This window comes from Marinobacter daqiaonensis, from assembly GCF_900115285.1.
Classification (GTDB): domain Bacteria; phylum Pseudomonadota; class Gammaproteobacteria; order Pseudomonadales; family Oleiphilaceae; genus Marinobacter; species Marinobacter daqiaonensis.
Genome location: NZ_FOYW01000001.1, coordinates 2,657,789 through 2,680,307, shown reverse-complemented (window position 1 = coordinate 2,680,307; position 22,519 = coordinate 2,657,789). Strand labels below are relative to the sequence as shown.

Sequence of the window (22,519 nt, the reverse complement as noted above, 5' to 3'; positions counted from 1 at the left end):
TGAACATCAGGCGCTTATCAGGTTTATTTTCGAGCGAGCGGGGGCCGGTCAGGCCCCGATGTATGCTTTGCGCACTTCCTCGTTACCCAGCATCGTTTCACGGTCGCCGTCCATAACGAGCTGGCCGTTTTCCATAACGTATGCATGTGTGGCAATTTTCAGTGCCGCAAAGGCATTCTGTTCAGCCAGGAGCACTGTGGTGCCCAGGCTGTTGATCTGCTTGATGGTCTCGAACATCTGCTTGACCACCAGCGGGGCGAGACCAAGGGATGGCTCATCCAGCATCATCAGCCGCGGGCGGCTCATCATGGCCCTTCCGATGGCAACCATCTGCTGCTGACCACCGGAAAGGGAACCCGCCGGTTGATGGGCCTTTTCCTCTAGGATGGGGAACAGTTCAAGAACCTCGTTAAGGCGCTTGCGGTTACCCTCCTTGTCTTTGCGATGGACGTAGGCTCCGAGCATCAGGTTGTCGTGGACGCTCATCTGCGGGAACAGCTGGCGGCCTTCGGCACACTGAACAACACCGGAGGATACGATGGCACTGGGCTTCATGCCGTTGAGAATCTTGTCCTCGAACTCGATTTCACCGGATGAAGGCTTGATCAAGCCACTGATTGCATTGAACAGGGTGGATTTACCAGCACCGTTGGCACCCAGAAGAACAACGAGCCCGCCGGTATCCACAGTCATGTTGATATTGTTCAGCGCCTTGAAGCTACCGTAATGAACGTCGACGTTTTTAAGCTGCAGCATCGTGATCGCTCCCCAGGTAAGCCTCAATTACCACCGGATTATTCTTGACCTCCTCCGGGGTACCTTCAGCAATTTTCTCACCGTGGTCAAGAACCATGATCTTGTCGGCAATGCCCATGATCATGTCCATCTTGTGCTCGATCAGGCAGACCGTCAGGCCATGCTTGACCATCTTCTTCATCAGGTCCGCCAGGCCTTCGGTCTCCTCCGGGTTCACACCCGCGGCGGGTTCGTCCAGCAGGACAATCTTGGGCTGGGTCGCCAGCGCCAGCGCGAACGCCACCCGCTTTCGCTCTTCCTGGGTGCAGTCCGCAATATAGCGGTTCTCAGCGTAGGTCAGACCAACAAAATCCAGTGCCTCGCGGGCCTTTTCTCGGGCAGCCTTCTCTTCCGCCTGCAGTCGCTTGGAATTGATCAGCACATCCCACAGGCCGGAGTTGGTCCGTAGCCGGTAGCCAACAATCAGGTTATCCAGAACCGTCGCTGTTTCAAACAGATTGGTGGTCTGGAAGGTGCGGCCCACGCCCAGCTTGGCAACGTGGTCGCAACGCATGGTGGTCACGTCCTTTCCCTCCAGCAGGATTCTGCCGGAGGTAGGCTGATGCACGCCGGAGATGAGATTGAAAAACGTACTCTTTCCAGCACCATTGGGACCAATGATGGCGTTGATCTGGTTGGCGCCAAACTCAACGGACACATCATTGACCGCTGCCAGGCCACCAAACATCTTGGTGAGGTGTTCTACCTTAAGCATTGTTCTCTGCCTCCCGACCGGCGGTGGTCTTTACCTTGCTCTCTTTCTGGGGCTTTTTCGAACCTAGGCCCAGGGCCTGGGCCTTGCGATGCATCCAGGTCAGGAAGGAACCGGCGATACCCAGCGGGAAGAAGATAACCAGGATCACCAGCAGCGGACCGAAGATGATCATCCGGTACTCTTCCAGGAACTGCAGCGACTGGGTAATCCACACGATACCGACGGTGCCCAGTAGGGGGCCGAACAGAGTGCCGATACCACCCACCAGCATGTACATGATCATGTTGAAGGTGTGAAGGATATTGCCATCCTCAGGACCAACGAAACGGATCATTCCAGCATAAAGGGCACCTGCCAGGCCGGCATAGACCGTGGAGACCACGAACGCCAGAATCTTGTTCCGCATCAGGTTGATACCCAGGGACTGGGCCAGATCATCGCCGTTACGGATGGCAATGAAGGTCCGTCCCAGCAGCGACTTCTGGATGCGACTGGTGAACCAGATGATGAACACCAGGAAGAACAGGATCAGGTAATAGACCGGAATGGTTTCCCGGAAGTTGACCAGCCCAAAACCATCCGGCGCGGCGATGTTGCGTACACCGAGGGCACCATGGGTCAGCTCTTCCCACTTGTCCAGCAGCAGGTAGATGATGAAGCCGACACAGAGGGTGAAGATGGCGAAGTAATGCTCCTTCAGGCGCAGTGAGACCGCACCCACCAGTAAGCCGAGAACACCGGTCACCACGAGCGCTCCGATGAATGCCGGCCAGAAATTCCAGCCATAATCAGCCGTCAACAGAGCGACGGCGTACGCACCGATGGCGAAGAATCCGCCGTGAGCCAGATTGAGCTGGCCACAGTAGCCGGTGATCACGTTGAAACCATAGACGGCGATGGCCCAGATGAAAGCCGTAGCCATCACGTAGATCTGGTACTCATTGGCGGCCATTGCCGGGAAAAGCAGCGCCAGGGCCAGCAGCACATACTTGCTGGCCGGATGCATAATCAGGGCTCCGAGTTTAAACATCATGATCAGTGCGCCCCCTTAGCAAACAGACCTTGTGGACGTATGGACAGGATCACCACCAGCAGAGCGAAAGCAATGACATCTTTATAGGCGGTGGAGATGTAGTACCCTCCAAACGCCTCGGCGAACCCGATGATCATGCCACCGACAATGGCCCCGGGAATGCTGCCCATGCCGCCAAGGATAATGATAACGAAGGCCTTCATGATGACCAGGTGACCCATTGCCGGATAAACCAGGTTCAGCGGAGCGTAGAGCGTAGCAGCGATGGCTGCCAGCGCCCCGGAAATGGCGAAGGTCATCATTGCTACCCGGTTGGCGTCGATACCTACCAGGAACGCACCTTCGCGATTCTGGGCCATAGCGATTATGGTGGCGCCCACCATGGTCTTGCGTAGGAACAGATTCAGCGCAACCACCAGAACCACGGTGGAGGCGATGATCAGGATGCCCTGCTCCCGGAGGAAGACACCGTCCAGGTTGACCACGCCACCAAAGGGAGAGGCCATGCGACGGAAATCCGAACCCCAAACCATATGAACGAGGGCTTCCAGGAACAGAAGTATACCGATAGCGGCAATCTTGTCGTGGATGGGGGGGGCGTTTCTCAACGGATGGAACACCAGACGCTCACAGACAACACCCAGCACGGCTACGACAACAGCCGCTCCCGCCATGGCGACCCAGTAATGGGCGCCGATGTCCACCATGAAAAAGTACGATATGAAGGCGCCTACCATGTAGAGCGCACCATGTGCGAAGTTCGGGATGTGGAGTATCCCGTATACGAGTGTCAGACCGAGCGCTACGAGACCGTAGATGCTGCCCAGTGTTAACCCGTTGAAAACCTGTTGGAGAAATATAGTCAAACCGGCCCCTCCCGTGGCGACGTTGTTTTTGTAGAGTTGCCGTTACCGCAACACTGTGTGTTTCTATGATTTTTCAGGGATTTGTTTTTCTGGTTTTCCGTTCTTTTTCAGACGTAACGCCGGAAAGCCTCACGTCGGCCGACAAGATTACACTCCGTGCCTATACTGTCAATAGACAGAATGTAATTTCGCTATGCGAACCCGATTGGGAATTTTAATGACAAAAATGAAATATTGATGGTGTTGCCATGATGGCGGGATACCAGGCTCAGATGCCCGGCATTGGCGAGAAACCCCACCAACCAGAAAAGGTTAGCGGGGGCATTCAGGTCAGCCCTGCTTCCAGCTCAGGCCTGCTTCTTCCACTCTTCTTCCTGGAGCGCGCGCCACATCAGCTTGCCCGTTGGTGATTTTGGCAGCTCGCTGACAAACTCCACCATGGACGGCACCTTGTAGGCCGCCATCTGCTCCTTGCACCAGGCGATGATCTCCTGCTCGGTGGTCAGCCCTTCCGCCTCGGGTGTAAGCACCACGACCGCCTTGACGGTCTCGCCACGCTTTTCGTGAGGGGCGGAGATGATACAGACCTCATGGATGGAGGGATGCTGGTACATCATGCTCTCGACTTCGGAGGGCCATACCTTGAAACCGGAGGCATTGATCATCCGCTTGACCCGGTCCACCATGAAGAAGTAACCGTCCTCATCGTAATACGCCAGATCACCGGTGCGGAAGAACTTCTTGCCATCAATCTCCACAAACGCGGCTTCGGTCTCGGCAGGACGGTTCCAGTAGCCGACAGTCACCTGGGGGCCGTTGGATACGATCTCCCCCACTTCACCCGGTCCTTTCTCTTCCAGGGTATCGACGTCGATAATCCGGGAATCCACGTCGAACACCGGAATGCCCAGACACTGGGCCTTGGGGTTGTCGGGAGGATTGATATGAGTGGCTGCCATGGTCTCGGAGAGACCATATCCTTCAATATAATCCAGCCCGGTCAGGGTGTGCAGCTTCCTGGCAACCGCTTCCGGCATCGCTGCGCCACCGCCACCGATGGTGACGAGGGAACTGATGTCATAGTTCTTGAGGTTGGGGTTGGACAGGAAGTCCACGGCCATGGTGACGATGTTGGTCCAGCCGGTGACCTTGTAGCGCTCGATCAGCGTTCCGGCCACGTCGCGGTCCCAACGGGTCATGATGACCATGGTGGAACCGGCATAGATGGGACTGTTCATGGAACCGGTCATGCCGGTGACGTGGAAGAACGGCAGCGTGCACAGCTGGACCGAGTCCACGGAGGTCACGTTCCAGAAAGACCGGTGTACCGCCGTCGCCATCACACCCCGGTGCACATGCACACAACCCTTGGGCTGGCCGGTGGTGCCGGAACTGTAGGGAATCACCGCCAGATCCTCCGGACCCGCCGTATGCTCGGCCGGGCTGTTGCCGGCATTTAGGGCATCTTCCCAGGAGATCAGGCCGGGGCCCTTCAGGGGCTGAGGCTCTGCGGCCACTTCGGCCGGCAGGTTCAGATCCGTCGGCTGACGAACGTAAGTGCCGTAAGCCGCAACGACCACCTGCTCGAGATAGGTTTGTCCCACCAGCGGCGCAATGAACCCGGCGAGTTCCACACCCGCCAGGCAGACCGTAGCGCTGGTATCGGAGATATAGTGCTCAAGCTCCGAGGCCCGGTTCATGGGGTTGACCGGAATGACCACGGCATCGGCCCGCAGGATGGCATAATAACTGATGACATACTGGGGGGAATTCTGCATGTACAGCAGGACCCGGTCCCCTTTCTTGACACCATTGTTCTGCAGCCATCCCGCCAGCGCCTCCACCTCATCCAGAAGGGTCTGGTAGGTCATCCTGGTATCGTAATAGATGATGGCGGTGTGGTCCGGGTATCGCCTGGCCGAGATTTCCAGGTTGGTAAACACACTGGTTTTCGGCAGCGTCATGGTCTTGGGCAGTTCTTTCGGCCAGACCTTATGATGTCGTGTAAACATTGAGATTACTTCTCCGTTTCTGTCATCTGTTCTGCAACGCGATGGACGTCTGGCCACCGGGTAACCCATGATCTCCCCGCAGCGGCGAGGCCGCCACTCCCCGGCGCCGCAGCACAGCCACGTCGGAGTTGTCGGGAACCGGGTGATCGGAGTTGCGGTCAAAACCCAACCACCAATAGGACAGCCCGCGACTGTCCTGGCCCGGCAGCAACCGGGGCCGGGCAATGGAGCCTGTGGACTGGAGTGCGTACTCCATGTCACCGACCTCTTCGGCCCGGCAGGCCGGGAAATTCACGTTCCAGCAACACTTGCCCGAGCCCGCCGTCGGCCACAGGGCACGGATCGCGGTTTCGCCCAGCTGGGTAACCGGCGACCAGTCGATGGCATCCCGGTTGGTGAATGCCTGACTCAGGGCAATGGCCGGAATACCCAGGTGCTCCGCGCTCAGCACCGCTCCGACGGTACCCGAATACTGCACCGAATCGCCTATGTTTCCGCCCGCGTTGATGCCCGAAAGCACCAGGTCCGGCGGCGTCTCGCCGAACCACTCCGCCAGCGCATAGAGCACGCAGTCAGCCGGCGTTCCCGAGACGGCGTAATGCCTTTCGGCATGACAATAGACCCGCAGCGGATCGTGCAGGGAAATACTCTGCCCGGCGCCACTGCGGTCGTGCTCCGGGGCCACGATCCAGACTTCCTCGGCCAGCCTGCGAGCGATATCCACCAGGATCTTCAGGCCCGGCGCCGCCACCCCGTCGTCATTGGTAATCAGTATGCGGCGGACCATCGGGTCCGCCGCTGCTGCACGGCTCATACCGCGGAGCCTTTGCTGCCCTGCTGGGCGATCGCCCAGCCCACATCCGCCAGCACATGGGCCCGCTTGCCAACTTCCAGGGCATCCGCGTTACTGGCGTTGCCGGCCAGCGCCCGGGCATACACACCCTGGAGGATCGCCGCCAGGCGGAACAGGGAAAACGCGAGGAAGACATGCCAGTCATCCAGGCTCTCACGGCCGGAAGCCTTGCAATACCTCTCGATAGTCTCCTGCTCGTCGGGAATGCCGAGCTCCTCGAGATCCTCGCCGATCAGGCCACGCATCCCCTCGAAATCGGAGCTGAGATGGTATGGCAGGCAGTAGTAGGCGAGATCCGCCAGCGGGTGCCCCAGCGTGGAGAGCTCCCAGTCCAGAATCGCAATGACTTCAGGCTTTTCCGGATGAAGCATCAGGTTCCCCAGGCGGTAGTCACCGTGGGCAATGGCGCATTCATCCTTCGCCGGAAGATTTTCCGGCAGCCACTTCATCAGCTTGTCCATGGACGGCATGTCACCGGTCTTGGACGCCTCGTACTGTTTGGACCAGCGCGCCACCTGGCGTGCAACGTAGCCCTCGGGACGACCGAAATCCCCAAGACCCACCTCGTTCACATCCACCGCGTGCATTTTCGCCATGGTGTCTATGGCGGCGTGGTGCACAGGACGACGCTCGGCCCGGTCCAGCTCCTTCAGGGCCGGATGACTCACGACCCGGCCTTCCATGTAGTCCATTACGTAGAAGGGAGTGCCGATCAGGTCGCTGTCCTCGCACAGCACCCGGGCCTTGGGTACAGGCACATCGGTATTGTCGGACAATGCCCGGATAACCTTGTACTCCCGCTCCACCATGTGAGCGGAAGGCAGCGTCTTCCCGGGGGGTTTTTTGCGCAGGACATAACGTTTGCCCCCGGAGGTGAGCAGAAAGGTCGGGTTTGACTGCCCGCCCTGGAACTGCTTCACCTCGAGGTCGTCCCCGAACTCCGGAATGTGCTTCTGCAGCCACTTCAACAGGGCTGCCTCGTCGAACCGGTGGGCGTCCAGGACGTCCACCAGGTTAGGGCCAGTGCTCATAGTAACCTCAGCAAATAGTCTCGCCGCCATCCGCCACGATCACCTGACCGGTGATGTAGGCGCTGGCCTTGGTGGACAGGAAGACGGCGAGGCCGGCGATATCCACCGGGTCACCGATCCGGCGCAGCGGAGTCTTCTCTTCCGCACGCTTGATCCGCACCGGATCTTCCCATAACGCCTTGGCGAAGTCGGTCTTGATGATGCCCGGGGCAATACTGTTGATACGGATACCCTTCGGACCCCACTCCACCGCCAGATTCCGTGCCAGGGCCGCTTCCGCGGCCTTGGAGACACCGTAGGTGCCGATGGTGGTGTTGCCGCGAATACCGGCGATGGAGGACAGCAGGACCACTGCACCCTCGCCACGCTCGGCCATTCCGGGCAGGACCATGTTGGTGAGCCAGAACGTGCCCTTGACGTTGGTGTCCATGATCTTGTCCCAGGCCTCATCAGTCATTTCCGATGTGGGGCCGTAAACCGGGTTGGTGGCGGCATTGCACACCAGCACGTCGATTCTGCCCCAGGCCTCGATGGTCTTGTCCACCAGGTTCTGCAACTGATCCTTCTTGCCAACGTGGCAGGGGATGGCCATGGCATCGAAGCCCTCGGCCTTCAGCTCCCCGGCCACCTGCTCGCAGGCGTCGGCCTTGCGGCTGGAGATCACCACCCTGGCACCCAGGCGGGCCATCTCTTCGGCAATGGACCGGCCAATGCCCTTGGTGGACCCGGTTATCAGGGCCACCTTGCCGGTCATGTCAAACAATGGATTGCTCACGGTCTGGCTCCGGGTTCAGTGGGTGCGTGGGTAGTTCTTGAGCTCGAGCTTGGCGATGGAGTCCAGGTGTACTTCATCCGGACCATCCGCCAGGCGCAGGGTACGCACGCTTGCCCAGGCTGCGGCCAGGAAAGTGTCCTGGCTGACGCCGGCACCACCGTGAACCTGAATGGCACGGTCGAGAACCTTCAGGGCCATATTCGGCGCAATAACCTTGATCATGGCGATTTCCTGGCGGGCAACCTTGTTACCCACGGTATCCATCATGTGGGCAGCCTTAAGGGTCATCAGGCGGGCCTGCTCGATTTCCAGGCGTGAACGGGCGATATCCTTGCGGATGGAGTCGAACTCCACCAGCGGACGACCGAAAGCCTCACGGGCATTGGCACGCTCACACATGGCTTCCAGGGCACGCTCGGCAACACCGATGGTGCGCATGCAGTGATGGATACGGCCCGGCCCGAGGCGGCCCTGGGCGATCTCGAAACCGCGACCCTCACCCAGCAGGATATTGGAAGCCGGTACCCGGACGTTGTTGTAATGCACTTCGGCGTGACCGTGGGGTGCGTGATCGTAGCCAAAGACATGCAGGGCGCGAACGATTTCAACGCCCGGTGCATCCAGTGGCACCAGGATCATGGACTGCTGCTTGTGCTTCTCGGCTGTAGGATCGGTCTTGCCCATCACGATGGCGATCTTGGTGGTGGTGGTCATGGCACCGGAGGACCACCACTTCTTGCCGTTGATCACGTACTCGTCGCCTTCGCGGCGAATCTCGGTTCCGATATTGGTGGCATCGGAAGACGCCACATTTGGCTCGGTCATGGAAAAGCAGGAACGAATCTCGCCCTCGAGCAGAGGCTTCAGCCACTTCTCTTTGTGCTCTTCGCTGCCGTAACGCTCGATGGTTTCCATGTTACCGGTGTCCGGCGCGGAGCAGTTGAACACTTCCGGCGCCATATGGGAGCGGCCCATTATTTCACACAGGTAAGCGTATTCGAGATTGGTCAGGCCGGCGCCACGCTCACTCTCCGGCAGGAACAGGTTCCACAGGCCGGCACTCTTGGCCTTGGCCTTGAGCTCTTCCATGATGGGCGTAGGCGCCCAGCGGTTTTCGGCATTGTCTACCTGCTCGTGATGCTTGTGCTCGTTGGGGTAGACATAGGCGTCCATGAACTCGATGAGTTCTTTCTGCAGTTTCTTGGCTCGGTCAGACGGTTCGTAGGACATCGTTATTCCTCTCTTTTATTGATCTGATGAGGGGGCGATCAGATGGGAACGCCCTCGGGTTTTTCGCTACCGGATCGAATCCTGAAGGTACCTTCGGCAATGGCAAGCAGGTTGCCCTTGTCGTCACGGACTTCGCCGGTGCTGTTGAATATTCGGGTGCCGCCGGCGCGCTTGATGCCCGTGACGGTAATGGTGCCACCGGAACACTGGCCGGTAAACGTCGTGGTCAGTGTGAGCGTAATGGCCTTGCGCATACGGCCCGGATAGGGGCAGTAAGTACCCGCTTCGGCGAGCACAATGTCCAAAAGCGAGCTGAGCACGCCGCCGTGGATGACTCCGCCGAGATTCAGGTGCTCCGGTCTCAGGTCCAGGGCGATAACCGCCTTGTCCTCTTCCCAGGACACCTGCCGGTAACCGAGCAGATTGTGGAAGCCGGGCAGATCCTTGCCACCGGTGATGTGGAGGTTCTGTGATGCTTCACTCATTACACTTTCATTCCGGGAAGGTTCAGGGAAGCGGTGTTACCACCGTCGACGGGAAGTGCCTGACCGGTAATATAGCTGGCATCATCGGACGCCAGGAAGCAGATGGCGGCTGCCAGCTCTTCCGGCTTGCCATAACGGCGCAGTTCGCAGCGTCCGCCGAGCTTGTGCTCCTTGTCATTGGAGCGGGCGTAGTCGAAGACTGCCTTGGTCATACCGGTTTCCACCAGGCCCGGACACACTGCGTTGACGCGTACGTTAAAGCCGCCCAGGTCACAGGCCGCGGTCTGGGTGAGGTTGATGACACCCGCCTTGGAGGCGCTGTAGGGGTTTCCGCCGGCTCCGGAGCGGATGCCAGCCACGGACGCGGTATTGACGATGGCGCCCTGCTGCCGTGCCTGCATGTGAGGAGCGACATGCTTGATCATGAGCATGGCGCCGATCAGATTGACGCCCAGGATCTTTTCCCAGTCGCCTTTTTCGTTCTCGGTTACGGGGGGATAGCTTCCGCCGGAGATGCCGGCATTGTTGACCAGCACATCAATCTGGCCAAACTGGTCCATAACCTCGGCAATCAGCGTGCGCACGCCGTCTTCATCCGAGACATCCAGCTTGCGCTCAATATGGGTGGCATCGGCGGGCATGTGTGAGGCGGTTTCCTGCAGACCTTCTTCCGACCAGTCCGCCATGATGACACTGGCGCCTTCGCGAGCGAGCCTGAGGGCGGTTGCGCGGCCAATACCACTGCCTGCGCCGGTCACGATGGCGACCCGCTCAGTGAAACGCATCATACACATGCTCCTTTATCTTTCCTGGGCTTTTATGATTGTTGATAGCTTACTGATTATCCGCGAGAAACCTCTTGATAAATCACCTGAAATTGCGCGACGGACATTTGTCAGGAAGCTCCATAGGGCGTTTAATTTGTCACGGCTTCCAGTTTTGAGTCAATATATTCGAAAATAAATTTCACTAGATAAAACACAACAACCACTCAGAGGCCCCCTATGAGAGAAACCGTTGAGGCTATGCCGAATTACGCGCCAGCGATCGAGCATGAAACCATGGACCCAATCGGCCACCATATCCAGGCATTTGCCCGAACCCAGGCTGACAAAGCGGCCCTGACTGACGAATACGGCACACTGACGTGGTCGGAAATGATCAGTCGCGCCAATCGCATTGCCAACCGGTTAAGGCAGGACGGCCTGAAAACCGGTGACACCGTTGCCGGCCTCGCGGAGAACAGCAACAACTATATGTGCCTCTACCTGGGCACCCTGATTGCCGGTGGCTGCATGGTCCCCCTGTCCGGCATGGCGAGCGGCGAAGCCCTGGCACTGATGGTGGCCGACTGCGACTCCCGGTTCCTGTTTGTGTCCGAAAAGAACCTGTCACTGTTCCGGGAAATCCGTGATCAGCTGGAGCGGGTCAGGCCCGGGCAGCGGATCGGCATCGATACCCGCGACGTAGACAGCGGCCAGGACCTCGACGCCTGGCTGGGCGACGTCTCCGACCAGGCCGACCCGGCGGAAGTCACCCTGGATGACCCCTTCAACATCATCTACAGCTCGGGCACCACCGGCACCCCCAAAGGTATACTGCACGATTACCGGTTCCGCCAGCGTCAGTTTGTTCGCCTGGCCCGGTTCGGCCTCGACGGAGACGCCATCAACCTGGTGTCCACGCCACTTTATTCCAACACCACCCTGGTATCCGCCCTGCCCACCCTCTACAACGGCGGCACCCTGATCCTGATGGGCAAGTTCAACGCCCACCGCTTCCTGGAACTGGCGGAGGAACACCGGGTAACCCACGCCATGCTGGTACCGGTGCAGTACACCCGCATCATGGCCGAGCCGGACTTCGACCGGTTTGACCTGTCCTCCTTCAAGCTGAAACTGTGCACCAGCGCCCCCTTGCGCGCCGACGTGATCGACGAGGCCATGAAACGCTGGCCGGGCAATATCCGCGAGGTATACGGCCTGACCGAAGGCGGCATCTCCACTACCCTGGACTGTGCAGCCAACCCCAGCAAATGGGATTCCGTGGGCGTTCCCACCGAGGGCGCCGAGGTGCGGATCATTGATGACGAAGGCAACGAGGTGCCCCGGGGCGAGATCGGCGAGATCGTAGGCCGGGCCATCTCCATGATGCGCGGCTACTACCACCGGGAAGAGCAGACCCGGGAAATGCTCTGGACCAGCCCGGAGGGCCTGACCTTCTACCGCAGCGGCGACATGGGCCGCCTGGACGAAGACGGCTTCCTTTATATACTCGACCGCCGCAAGGACATGATCATTTCCGGTGGCTTCAATATCTATGCTGTGGATCTGGAAAAGGTACTGCTGGAGCACCCCGCCGTGGCGGATGTAGCCGTCATCGGCATCCCCAGCGAGCACTGGGGCGAGACGCCGCTTGGCCTGGTGGTTCGCAAGGCCGGCGCCAGCGACACCGAGGAAGAGATCCTGGCCTTCGCCAACGGAAAACTGGGCAAGACCCAGCGGCTCTCGGGCGTGGAATTCCGGGACGAACTGCCCCGGTCAACCATCGGCAAGGTCCTCAAGCGGGAGCTTCGTGCGCCCTACTGGGCCGAACCCAAGAAGTAACCACCCGAAAACTTCTGTAGGAGCCAGCCTGCTGGCGAAGACCCGGCCCGTGAGCTTTCAGGTACCCTCCTCGCTGGCAGGCCAGCTCCTACAGCTTTTTTCCGTTATTTTTTACCCATACGCGCCAGGGCGGCATGGCAATCGTCGGAGCGAAGGCGCTCGCCGAACACGTCCCGCTCACGCTCAAGGGCTTCCTTGACCATGGCCTGCCACGGGGCTTTCATCAGTCGCTTGCTGGCCCTCAGGGCGCCACGGGGCTTGGTGGCCAGTTTTTCAGCGGCTTCGAAGGCCTGATTCAGGGCTTCTCCATCTTCGACCGAGCGGGTGATCAGACCGATATCCGCTGCCTCGACCGCCGTCAGCACGTCCCCCATCAGCAGCAGATCCGCCGCCTTGCGCGAGCCCAGATGCAGGGGCATGGTTACTGTGGAAGCGGCTTCCGGCACCAGCCCCAGGTCGACGAAGGCGGTCTTGAATCGGGTCGATTGCCCTGCGTAGACCGTGTCCACGTGCAGCAGCATGGTGGTACCGATGCCGATGGCCAGGCCCTCCGCCGCGATAATCACCGGGGTGTCGCAATTCATCAGTGTCTCTATAAAGGCGAGACCCGCGGAAGGCCTGGGATTGGTATCGGTGGCTCTTGCCCGGAAGTCGTCCAGGTCATTGCCGGCTGTGAAAACGCCGCCATCACCGCTGATCACAATGGCGTTGACCGACTCGTCGGCGGCCGCTTTCTCCACCCCATCCGCCAGATCCTGGTACATGTCCCTTGTCAGGGCGTTTTTCTTCTCCGGCCGTGATATCAGCAGGTGAACGTAGCCGTTCTTCTGTTCTGTCTTGATCATGAAAACTCCCGATGGTGAACTAATTTTCGGAATACTGTTCCACAAAACCGCCGGATATTCTATGTTGCTGGAACTCCCGAACCCCCAACAACAACCAGAACGGAGCCTCTATGGATTTCCACAAGCTGGGCGCATTCGAACTCGCCCGCGGTATCAAGGCCGGAGAATACAGCAGCGAAGAGGTACTCGAGCACTTCCTTGAGCGGACCCGCAAGTACAACCCGGAGCTCAATGCCATCGTTGTCCTGAAGGAAGAGCAGGCCAGACGGCAGGCCCGGGAGGCAGACAGGGCAGCGTCTGAAGGGAAAGACCTCGGCCCCCTCCACGGCGTACCCATGACCATCAAGGAGACTTTCGAGATCGAGGGCTGGCCCACGACGGCAGGCCACAAGGGCTACCAGGACCATGTCTCGCCCCGTACCGCCGTGGCGGTCCAGAGGCTGATCGATGCCGGCGCCATCATTTTCGGCAAGACCAACGTGCCTGAGTTCGCCGGCGACCTGCAAAGCTACAATGATATCTACGGCACAACCAATAATCCGTGGAACACCGACCTGACCCCTGGAGGCTCATCTGGTGGAGCGGCGGCCGCTCTGGCAGCAGGGCTCACGCCCCTTGAGCTGGGCAGCGATATTGGTGGGTCTATCCGCACCCCTGCCGCGTTTTGCGGCATCTTTGGTCTCAAGACCACCCCGGGCCTGATTCCCATGCGGGGCCACGTCCCGGGAGCACCGGGCAGCGTTGGCAAACGGGACATGGGAGTGAGCGGCCCTCTGGCCCGCCACCTGGACGACCTGGAAGCGGAGCTCGACCTGCTCTCCGGGCCGGACGACGACATGTCTGCCGCCTGGACCGTGACCCTGCCAGACCCTGACAGCCGGAACCTGGCCGAGTATCGCTTTGCCTCCTGGCTCAACGACGACTTCGCGCCGGTGGACGGGGAGGTTCTCAATGGCCTGGCAGGATTCTGCGACACCCTCAGGTCCCTGGGTGCAACCGTGGAGGATGCCCAGCCCGAAGGGCTCGACCTGGAGAACAGCCACCGGCTCTATTACCATCTGCTGGGAGGCGTGATGGGGCAGGGCCTGCCGCCACGGATGCGGGAGAAACTCAGGGAACTGGCGGAAGGCCAGGGCGACGACTATCGCAGTCGTTTCGCACGGGGCGCCCTGCAAAGCCACGCCGAGTGGCTCGACAGGGATGAGGAACGGGCCAGGCTCCAGCGAACCTGGGCCGAGCTGTTCCGGAAGTATGACCTTCTGATCTGTCCGGTCACCAACACCCTGCCATTCGCCCACAGCCAGGACGTGTCCGCCATAGATCGCACTCTCACCATCAATGGCAGGGCGGAACCTTACATGGACATTACGGTTTGGGCGGGGGTTGCGGGTGTGGTTGGCCTGCCGGCGATCAGCTTTCCGGTGGGCTTCGGAGCCGACGGCCTGCCACGGGCGGTGCAGATTATCGGGCCCGCCTGGAGCGAGAAAACCCTTATCCAGGTGGCACGACTGGCACAGAAAGAGCTGTTCCCGAACGGTCTGCCGTGGCCGCCGGTTTCATAAGGATTCATTACAGCAACAGACAGGAACTCTTGCATAAGCTATCTTTTATAACACTCGGGCGGAGTGCCTTGTGTAAAGGAATGACAAGGCGGTGTTGCAAACCCACTCTCATGTGATAAATTTGGGAAACTCGGATTCGTTCTGCAGTCACGAATTCCGCCTGACGAAATTGAGACAGGATGTCATCAACCTGGAAAACAACAAAGAGGTTAAGTAATGCTTAACAACATGCGCAGAAAACTCACGGTGTTTGCCTCCGCACTCACCCTGGGCGTGACCGCCGCTCTGACGGTTACCCCCGCCGCCGCTCAGGAAACCATCACCTGGAAAGTGCAGTCCCACTGGCCGGGCGCCTCCAGCTCCTACAAGGACAGCCTGGGTCGTCTCAAAGACCAGATCGAAGAGCGTTCCGATGGTCGCCTGAAGCTCCAGCTGTTTGAAGCCGGCTCCCTGTTCAAGGCCCAGGAAACCTTCAACGCGGTCAGCCGTGGCATCCTGGAAATGGGCACCATCTCCCCCTCCTACGCGTCCGACAAGATGAGCCTGGCGGGTATCGCCTCCGGTCTGCCCTTCGCGTTCCGTAACGTCTGGGAAGCAGCCTACTTCCACCAGGTCCTCGGATTCGAGGAGATGCTGCGTGAAGAAGCCGCCCAGCACGGCGTCTACTATTCCACCGACAAGGTGTACCCCACCGAGATGGTGGTCAAGGAGCCCATCGAGAGCTGGGAAGACTTCACCAGCCTGAAGATCCGGTCTTCCGGCGCGCTGCAGAAGTTCCTGACCGAAGCCGGCGCCGCCGCCTCCTACATTCCGGGCGGCGAACTGTACACCGCTCTGGATTCCGGCATCGTTGACGGCGCTCACTGGGGTGCCGCGCAGGGCGCGTACTCCATGGCCCTGTATGAAATCGCCAAGTACCATGTCCAGCCGGCTCTGAACATCGCGGGCACAGACGCCATCATCGTCAGCCAGAAGGCCCTCGACAAGCTGCCGGCGGACCTGCAGAAGCTGGTGAAGGACGTGCTCCAGGAGCAGTTCTGGTACCGCACCAATGAGTACCAGTACAAGGAGCGTGTAACCCTGGCCAAGGCCATTGAGGAAGAGGGTGTCAAGATCAACACCCTGCCGGACGATGTTCAGGACCGTCTGGTACAGGTCGCCCAGGAAATGTGGGACGAGGAAGGCAAGCGCAGCGACAACGCCGCTGAAGCCCTCCAGATGCTCAAGGACTACCTGGGCAAACTCGGCTACCTGTAAGCCGGGGTAAGCGAACCGGGGATCCTGCCAGGGATTCCCGGTTTTTTATTGCAGGTCATCAACTTTCCTCCCGGAGGATGCCATGCGTGCGATCACCGCGTTCATGAACGGCGTCACCAGGCTCAATAATGCCATCGGGCAATGGGTCTCATACCTGGTGTTTGGCATGTTCATCTTCATACTGCTGGAAGTCTTCCTGCGGTATGCCTTCAATTCCCCGACGGTCTGGACCAACGAGCTCACCCAGCTGCTGTTTGGCGCCTACGCCGTGCTCTCCGGTGGTTACCTTATGGCCCACAGGGGTCATGTGAATGTTGACCTGATCTACTCAATGTTCGGTACCCGGGTACGGGCCGTCATTGATATTTTCACGTCCATCCTTTTCTTCATCTTCACCCTGGCCCTGCTCTGGTTCGGCTACGACATGGCCCAGGAGTCCATCGGCAACTGGGAAACCTCCTATTCCGCCTGGAACCCGCCCATCTGGCCGGTGAAGGCCTGTATTCCCATCGCCACGGCGCTGTTGGTGCTCCAGGGCATCGTCAAGCTGCTTGAAGACATCGCCATCGCCTGCAACCTCAGCTACTACGACCCGGAAAAAGACAAGGTTGTAGAAGAAGATCCCAAGGGAGAGCAACTGTGAGTATCGAAGCCCTGACTCTGCTGTTCTTTGGTTCACTGCTGTTTTTCGTATTCCTGGGCCTGCCCCTGGCATTCGTTCTTGGCGGCGTGTCCGTCGTATTCCTGTATTTCACCTGGGGATTCGACTCCTTCTACATGGTGGCATCCCAGATCTGGAGCACCATGGGAAGCTTTACGCTGGTGGCCATTCCCCTGTTCGTGTTCATGGCCATGATCCTGGAGCGCACCGGCGTCGCCAAGGACCTGTACCGCACCATGCACCTGTGGTTCGGTGGTGTTCGCGGCGGCCTGGCCATTGGTACGCTGGTCATCTGCGCCATCTTTGCCGCCATGGTAGGCATCAGTGGCGCCGCCGTCGTCGCCATGGGCACCATTGCCCTGCCAGCCATGCTGGCCCGGGGCTATGACCGCAGCATGTGTCTTGGTGTCATTAATACCGGTGGCGGCTGGGGCATCCTGATTCCGCCCAGCATCATGATGATCCTGTATGCCCTGATCAGTGGCGTTTCCGTGGGCAAGATGTTCGCCGCCGGCGTCCTGCCGGGCATCCTGCTGATGGTTCTCACAGCGATCTACATCCTTATCCGCAGCAACCTCCAGCCTCATCTGGCGCCGGCCCTGCCACCCGAAGAAAGGGGCACCATGCGGGAGAAGCTCGTAGCCCTGAGGTCGATAGCCCTTCCGGTACTGATCGTGTTCATGGTGCTTGGCTCTATCATGGGCGGCATCACCACGCCCACCGAGGCCGCCGCCATGGGCGTTCTGGGTTCACTGATTGCCGCCGCGGTCTACCGCAAGCTGGACTTGCCGCTCTTGAAGGAAGCTTCCGTGCGCACCTTCAAACTCACCGGCATGATCATGTGGATCCTGTTCGCGGCCCACGCCTTCAGCGCGGCCTACCAGAGCATGGGTGCCCAGGCTCTGATCGAGGGCTTCATGACCCATATCCCCGGCGGGCCCTGGGGCATCATCATCGCCATGATGCTGATCACCTTCATCCTCGGGATGGTGCTGGATCCAGTGGGTATCATGCTGATCACCCTGCCGGTGTTCCTGCCCATCGTGGAGTCCCTGGGTTTCGATCCGATCTGGTTCGGCATTCTCTTCGTGATCAACATGGAAATCGGGTACATGACGCCGCCATTCGGCTTCAACCTGTTCTATCTCAAGGGAATCGTGCCACCCGGCATCACCATGAAGGACATCTACAAGTCGGTGATTCCCTTCGTGATCGTGGAAATCATCGGGCTCGCAATTCTGATGATCTTCCCCGAAATCGTCACCTACCTGCCGGATCTGCTGTTCTGATAAACGGCTGACCAGCCCAAAAGCGCCGGCTCCCCCCAGGGACCCGGCGCTTTTTTATGTCCGGTAGCACACTGTTACCAAATGTTTCTTGTCTCTCCCACCCTTCAACGCTTTACTGGCGTCGGCCCCGACCCTGTCGGACCAGCCCGGACAAAACGTCCTCCTGGCCAGAAACCCCTAAATAAATAAGCTGTCTGGCCGATACCTGTTACAGAACCAGACAGTCATATCCAAGAAAAAACAGCCCCGGAGTATGTATGCGGCTCGCATCCCTGTTTACCGATCTTTCCATTGGCCTGAAGCTGGCGGCGGGGTTTGCCCTGCTGATCGTCCTGGCCGTTGTTGTTGGCGCAAGCGGGTTTCTTGCCCTGGACAACTACAGTAAACGCTCACTGAATGTCAGCACCGCCTATGAGATTGAAGTGAGGCTGCTCAACGCCCGCCGGGCGGAGAAAAATTTCCTGCTTCGCCAGGATCAGAGCTATGTGGAAAAAGCGGTTGAGCTGACTGACCAGGCATCAGCGCGTGCCGGCGAACTGGGTGCGCGCCTGAACGATCCCACCAATCGGGATCGTATTGAAAGACTTCAGACCCGCATCGCCGAGTACGATCAGCAGCTCCTGTCCCTCGTGGAAGTGCGGGCCGAGCGGGACGAAAAACTCAACGCCCTCGAAATCACCGTGCGCGGAGTGACAGGGGGCTTTGCCGCCGAAGACAGCCTGTACGGCACTAATGCTGCCATCCAGCAGATGCGGCGGTATGAGAGTAACTTCCTGGTAGAGGGGGACCAGGAAGCGGTCGAGAGATTCCAAAGAGCCGGTGAGCGCGCCGAAAAGACTCTGGAATCTTCCTTTCTCGACAAGAATGTGAAAGAGGCCCTGAAGGGACTGATTGTTCGCTACCGCAAAGCTTTCGATGCCGTGGTTGCCGCGGAAAACCGGACACAGGATCTTCAGCAAGCGATGATGGCCAACGCCGAGGAAATCCTCAGCATCGCTGACACCCTCCAGAAATCCCAGGTACAAAGGATGCTTGAAGACCGGACTCAAGCCATGATTCTTATTGGAGTCGTCCTGGCTGTGATTGTTCTTCTGGGCGCCCTGACTGCCTGGCTGCTCACCACAAGCATCGTCCGTCCGGTGCGCCAGGCTGTGGAACTGGCCACCAAAGTGGCGGACGGGGACCTTCGCAACACGGTCTCCAGCAACCGGCGCGATGAGTTCGGGCAGCTGCTCACAGCCCTGGGCAGCATGGTGACCAGCCTGCGGGATTTGGTACAGCAGATCAACACCGGCGCCACCAACATTGCCTCCTCCGCCGAGGAACTCTCCACTGTCACCCAAGAGACCAGCAAGGGCGTGGCGGAACAGCGGGATCAGACCGACCAGGTGGCAACCGCCATGAATGAGATGGTGGCCACGGTCAATGATGTGGCCAAGAGCGCCGAGGAAGCCTTCAACGCCGCCAACACCGCCAATGCCAAGGCCTCGGCCGGAGAAGCCGCCGTTGGCGAAACCCTGTCCTATGTTGCCGAGCTCAATACCCAGGTGGAAACCGTGATGGAGCGGCTGCGGGGGCTGCAGGCGGACACCCAGAACATCGGCACGGTTCTGGACGTGATCAAATCAGTGGCGGAGCAGACCAACCTGCTGGCCCTGAACGCGGCCATCGAGGCCGCCCGCGCCGGCGAGCAGGGCCGCGGCTTCGCGGTCGTGGCGGACGAGGTCCGCTCCCTGGCTCAGCGCACCCAGAGTTCCGCCTCGGAGATTGAAACCCTGATCTCCACTCTCGTTAACAGCACCGAAGACTCCGTGGCCACCATGGAGAGGGGCACAACGCTCGCCAGTCAGACCCTGGACAGTGCCCGCACCACCGGTGACACCATCCGCGAAATCGCGGAGGCGGTTGGCAATATCAGTCAGTTCAACAGCCAGATTGCCACCGCCGCCGAGCAGCAGACTTCGGTCGCAGAGGACATCAATCAGAACATCACCCATATCCGGGATGTCAGCGATCAGTCCGCCACGGCGGCCTCGCAGGTTTCCAGCTCCAGCAATGAGCTGGCCAGGCTGGGAGAGGATCTCAGCGGTCGGATTGCGCGCTTCAGGCTGTAATCGTTCGGGTATTCCCGGAACCGACGGCAAAGATGGCTGCCAGCGGTTCCGGGCGACCCAGGCCAAACCCCTGGCCGTAGTCCACACCCAGCTCCCTCAGCATGGCCACCACGTTCTCACCTTCCACGAATTCGGCAATAGTCTGCAGACCCATTTCCCCGGCCACCTCACAGATGGACCTGACGATGCTGCGGTCATAGGGGTCCGTCTCAAGTTCCCGGATGAAAGCCCCATCGATCTTTACGTAGTCCAGCTCAAAACTCTTAAGATAGTCAAAGGTTGCGAGTCCCGTACCAAAATCGTCCAGGGACACACTGCAACCCTGACGCCGAAACTCCGAGACCACGGTGCGTGCAACATCCAGCCGGCGTATCTGCTCGGTCTCGGTAATCTCGAAACTGAGGCATCCGGCAGGCACGCCGGTTGCCTCAAGCTGTGCCGCCACAAAACCCGCAATATCCCCTGAAGACAGGGTAGTGCCGGCGATATTGATCGAGCATTTGCGAGTCATGGCCAGCCATTCCGGATTGTCCGCCAGCATTCTCAGGGTCCGGCTGATGACCCACTGGTCGATTTCCATCATGAACCCGAAGGCTTCCGCCGCTGGCAGGAACTGCCCCGGCCCCAGCAGTTCGCCGCTCTCGGTACGCAGTCTCAACAATATTTCATAGCTGAGCAGTTCCGGCTCCGGGCCCAGGGGACGTATGGGCTGGGCGAACAGCTCCAGCCGCTCCTCTGACAGCGCCCGTTTCAGCACCTCCATTCGCTGGGTCAGCTCACCGCGGCGGGCCATGAAGCCGGCGACATCTTCAATGATCATTACCCGGTGCAGGTCATGTCGGGCGAGCTGGGCGGCCTGAATCACCGCACTGAGTTGCTGGTTATGGTCGCGGGCGTGCTGGTCCAGGGGAATGACGCCCGCGGCGACCCGTATGCGGGTATCATGGTCTCCGGCGGCGAACATCTGATCGTTGAACTTCTGGTACACGCTTTCTACCTGGCGCCGGATGGATTCCATGTCCACGCTGTGGAGCACGAACGCATACACGCCATCACCGATCCGGGATGGCATCGCGTCCGGACCGACCGCTTCCTTCAGGCATTCCGCCAGAAGGGTTTCGAGTTTTCGTGTGGAACGGTAGCCCAGCAGGTCCCCCAGCTGGTCGAAATCCAGTACCTGCAGGTACACCAGCCAGTCCGGAGACGCCCGCCATTGCCCCTGGCGAGTGAAACGGGCTTCAAGCATCTGCGACAGGGCACGGTCATTCCCCAGCCCGGTCAGGAAATCCGTGTTTGCCTGCTGCCGAAAACTTTGCAGCAGCCGGGTCCGCTCCAGGGAAGTGGCGGCGATCATCTGGGCAAAGATCACCAGCCCCATCAATACGAGCAGGATCCCCACCAGATCGGTAATGGTTCGGACGTCCGGAAAGCCCGCCAGGCCGTGGAGGGAAAACGCCACGTAAAGCAGGGCGAACAGGGGAATGACCAGAGCGGTCAGGGAGGCACGGGTCTGAAGCACTGCCCAGCACAGCAGCGGAAAATACGCGAACCCGATGGCGGGCGCATAGGCCTCATTCGTCAGCCTGGAAAAACCCAGTGCCAGGATGGACAACGTGCCGGCCAGAGCCAGCCACCATCGGATGGCGGGCCGCCTGAGCTCACAGCGGAGATCCGACAGGAAACGCTGTTCATTCACCAGGATCAGGAAGGTGGCCGGTGCGAACAGAATGATGCCCAGTCCATCAAACAGCCAGTAGACCAGCCAGAGATCATGAAACATGACCGGCGGACTCTCGAGCCGGAACAGCACGAGCGCGCCAACCAGTGAGGACAGGCCCCCACCAATGACCGCCCCGCGGATATAGAGCATCAGTTGCGAGACCACAGGCCGGACGTGACGATTGTCCTTCCAGAATCGCCGGATCAGCCAGCACCCCGCCAGGGTACCGGAGCCCTGACCCAGCGCCACCAGCATACCGGTGCCCGGGGCATAATCCTGGAAGCCCACCATCCACAACCACAGGGCAGGCACCAACAGTAGTAGAAAGCGCGAGCCCAGGGCAAGACACGCACCCAGCATGATACCGGAGGGCGGCCAGATGGCTGATATGGCCTCGCCGGGAACGGTCAGGGTTCGGGAGAGCTCCGCACTGGCAATGAGGGTCAGGGCCAGTATCAGCCCAGGGGCCAGGATCGATCTGGTACCAGCCAGCGGCTGAGTTACCGACATCATCACAGTTACTCCAGTTCTGCCGCAGGTACCTGGTCGGGGTACCTGCACGTCACCACCCGCGAAGACACAATGATTACCTGACGTGGGGTAAGCGAGTGATTCTCAGGAGTGTGATCTGATTACGCCGACTGGAGGAGAACAGATGACATGCATGAAT

19 protein-coding genes are annotated in these 22,519 nt (G+C 59.6%); 6 read left to right on the top strand and 13 right to left on the bottom strand.

Features of this window, described 5'->3' with window-relative positions:
- Positions 1-48: 48 nt before the first annotated feature.
- The 11 genes from BM346_RS12200 to BM346_RS12150 all read right to left on the bottom strand — a co-directional run bounded on the left by BM346_RS12200 (position 49) and on the right by BM346_RS12150 (position 10,583).
- Positions 49-756 carry an ABC transporter ATP-binding protein gene (locus BM346_RS12200; RefSeq protein ID WP_092012815.1) on the bottom strand — a complete coding sequence of 236 codons (708 nt, stop codon included), beginning with the start codon at positions 754-756 and terminating at the stop codon, positions 49-51.
- The gene (locus BM346_RS12195; RefSeq protein WP_092012812.1) at positions 743-1,510 is read right to left on the bottom strand and encodes an ABC transporter ATP-binding protein; all 768 of its coding nucleotides are present in this window, start codon (positions 1,508-1,510) and stop codon (positions 743-745) included. Before BM346_RS12195 ends, BM346_RS12200 begins: the two co-directional genes overlap by 14 nt.
- Complete coding sequence (locus tag BM346_RS12190; RefSeq protein ID WP_092012809.1) at positions 1,503-2,543, bottom strand: branched-chain amino acid ABC transporter permease; 1,041 nt, start codon at positions 2,541-2,543, stop codon at positions 1,503-1,505. The genes BM346_RS12195 and BM346_RS12190 overlap by 8 nt, the downstream gene beginning before the upstream one ends.
- 2 nt (positions 2,544-2,545) lie before the next feature.
- Complete coding sequence (locus BM346_RS12185) at positions 2,546-3,409, bottom strand: branched-chain amino acid ABC transporter permease (protein ID WP_092012806.1); 864 nt, start codon at positions 3,407-3,409, stop codon at positions 2,546-2,548.
- Positions 3,410-3,756: 347 nt separating this feature from the next.
- Entirely contained in the window at positions 3,757-5,421 is a 1,665-nt protein-coding gene (locus BM346_RS12180) for a long-chain fatty acid--CoA ligase (protein WP_092012803.1), read from the bottom strand.
- Positions 5,422-5,443: 22 nt separating this feature from the next.
- Entirely contained in the window at positions 5,444-6,235 is a 792-nt protein-coding gene (gene surE, locus BM346_RS12175; protein WP_092012800.1) for a 5'/3'-nucleotidase SurE, read from the bottom strand.
- On the bottom strand, positions 6,232-7,305 hold the full coding sequence (locus BM346_RS12170) for a phosphotransferase (RefSeq protein ID WP_092012797.1): 1,074 nt from the start codon (positions 7,303-7,305) through the stop codon (positions 6,232-6,234). Before BM346_RS12170 ends, surE begins: the two co-directional genes overlap by 4 nt.
- A gap of 7 nt (positions 7,306-7,312) precedes the next feature.
- The gene (locus tag BM346_RS12165) at positions 7,313-8,080 is read right to left on the bottom strand and encodes an SDR family NAD(P)-dependent oxidoreductase (protein WP_092012794.1); all 768 of its coding nucleotides are present in this window, start codon (positions 8,078-8,080) and stop codon (positions 7,313-7,315) included.
- Between the two features lie 15 nt (positions 8,081-8,095).
- Entirely contained in the window at positions 8,096-9,310 is a 1,215-nt protein-coding gene (locus tag BM346_RS12160; RefSeq protein ID WP_092012792.1) for an acyl-CoA dehydrogenase family protein, read from the bottom strand.
- Between the two features lie 38 nt (positions 9,311-9,348).
- Positions 9,349-9,795, bottom strand: coding sequence for a PaaI family thioesterase (locus BM346_RS12155; RefSeq protein ID WP_092012789.1), 447 nt, complete (start codon positions 9,793-9,795; stop codon positions 9,349-9,351).
- A complete protein-coding gene (locus tag BM346_RS12150; RefSeq protein ID WP_092012786.1) occupies positions 9,795-10,583 on the bottom strand; it encodes an SDR family NAD(P)-dependent oxidoreductase in 789 nt (262 codons plus the stop codon). The genes BM346_RS12155 and BM346_RS12150 overlap by 1 nt, the downstream gene beginning before the upstream one ends.
- A gap of 216 nt (positions 10,584-10,799) precedes the next feature.
- Between BM346_RS12150 and BM346_RS12145 the strand changes: the two genes are divergently transcribed.
- A complete protein-coding gene (locus tag BM346_RS12145; RefSeq protein ID WP_092012782.1) occupies positions 10,800-12,401 on the top strand; it encodes a class I adenylate-forming enzyme family protein in 1,602 nt (533 codons plus the stop codon).
- A gap of 104 nt (positions 12,402-12,505) precedes the next feature.
- On the opposite strand, the gene BM346_RS12140 is transcribed toward BM346_RS12145, so the two are convergent.
- A complete protein-coding gene (locus BM346_RS12140; protein WP_092012779.1) occupies positions 12,506-13,246 on the bottom strand; it encodes an enoyl-CoA hydratase-related protein in 741 nt (246 codons plus the stop codon).
- A gap of 110 nt (positions 13,247-13,356) precedes the next feature.
- Here BM346_RS12140 and BM346_RS12135 point away from each other — a divergent pair, with 110 nt between their 5' ends.
- The 5 genes from BM346_RS12135 to BM346_RS12115 all read left to right on the top strand — a co-directional run bounded on the left by BM346_RS12135 (position 13,357) and on the right by BM346_RS12115 (position 20,129).
- On the top strand, positions 13,357-14,808 hold the full coding sequence (locus BM346_RS12135; RefSeq protein WP_092012776.1) for an amidase: 1,452 nt from the start codon (positions 13,357-13,359) through the stop codon (positions 14,806-14,808).
- A 216-nt stretch (positions 14,809-15,024) separates the two neighbouring features.
- Positions 15,025-16,065, top strand: coding sequence for a TRAP transporter substrate-binding protein DctP (gene dctP / locus BM346_RS12130; RefSeq protein ID WP_092012773.1), 1,041 nt, complete (start codon positions 15,025-15,027; stop codon positions 16,063-16,065).
- A gap of 82 nt (positions 16,066-16,147) precedes the next feature.
- Positions 16,148-16,708 (top strand): TRAP transporter small permease subunit, encoded by a 561-nt coding sequence (locus BM346_RS12125; protein WP_092012770.1) that lies wholly within the window; start codon positions 16,148-16,150, stop codon positions 16,706-16,708.
- Entirely contained in the window at positions 16,705-18,015 is a 1,311-nt protein-coding gene (locus BM346_RS12120) for a TRAP transporter large permease (protein ID WP_092012768.1), read from the top strand. The genes BM346_RS12125 and BM346_RS12120 overlap by 4 nt, the downstream gene beginning before the upstream one ends.
- 257 nt (positions 18,016-18,272) lie before the next feature.
- Entirely contained in the window at positions 18,273-20,129 is a 1,857-nt protein-coding gene (locus BM346_RS12115; protein ID WP_092012765.1) for a methyl-accepting chemotaxis protein, read from the top strand.
- Here BM346_RS12115 and BM346_RS12110 read toward each other — a convergent pair.
- Positions 20,119-22,362 carry an EAL domain-containing protein gene (locus BM346_RS12110; protein ID WP_092012762.1) on the bottom strand — a complete coding sequence of 748 codons (2,244 nt, stop codon included), beginning with the start codon at positions 22,360-22,362 and terminating at the stop codon, positions 20,119-20,121. The two genes, BM346_RS12115 and BM346_RS12110, sit on opposite strands and share 11 nt — an antisense overlap.
- Positions 22,363-22,519: the final 157 nt, after the last annotated feature.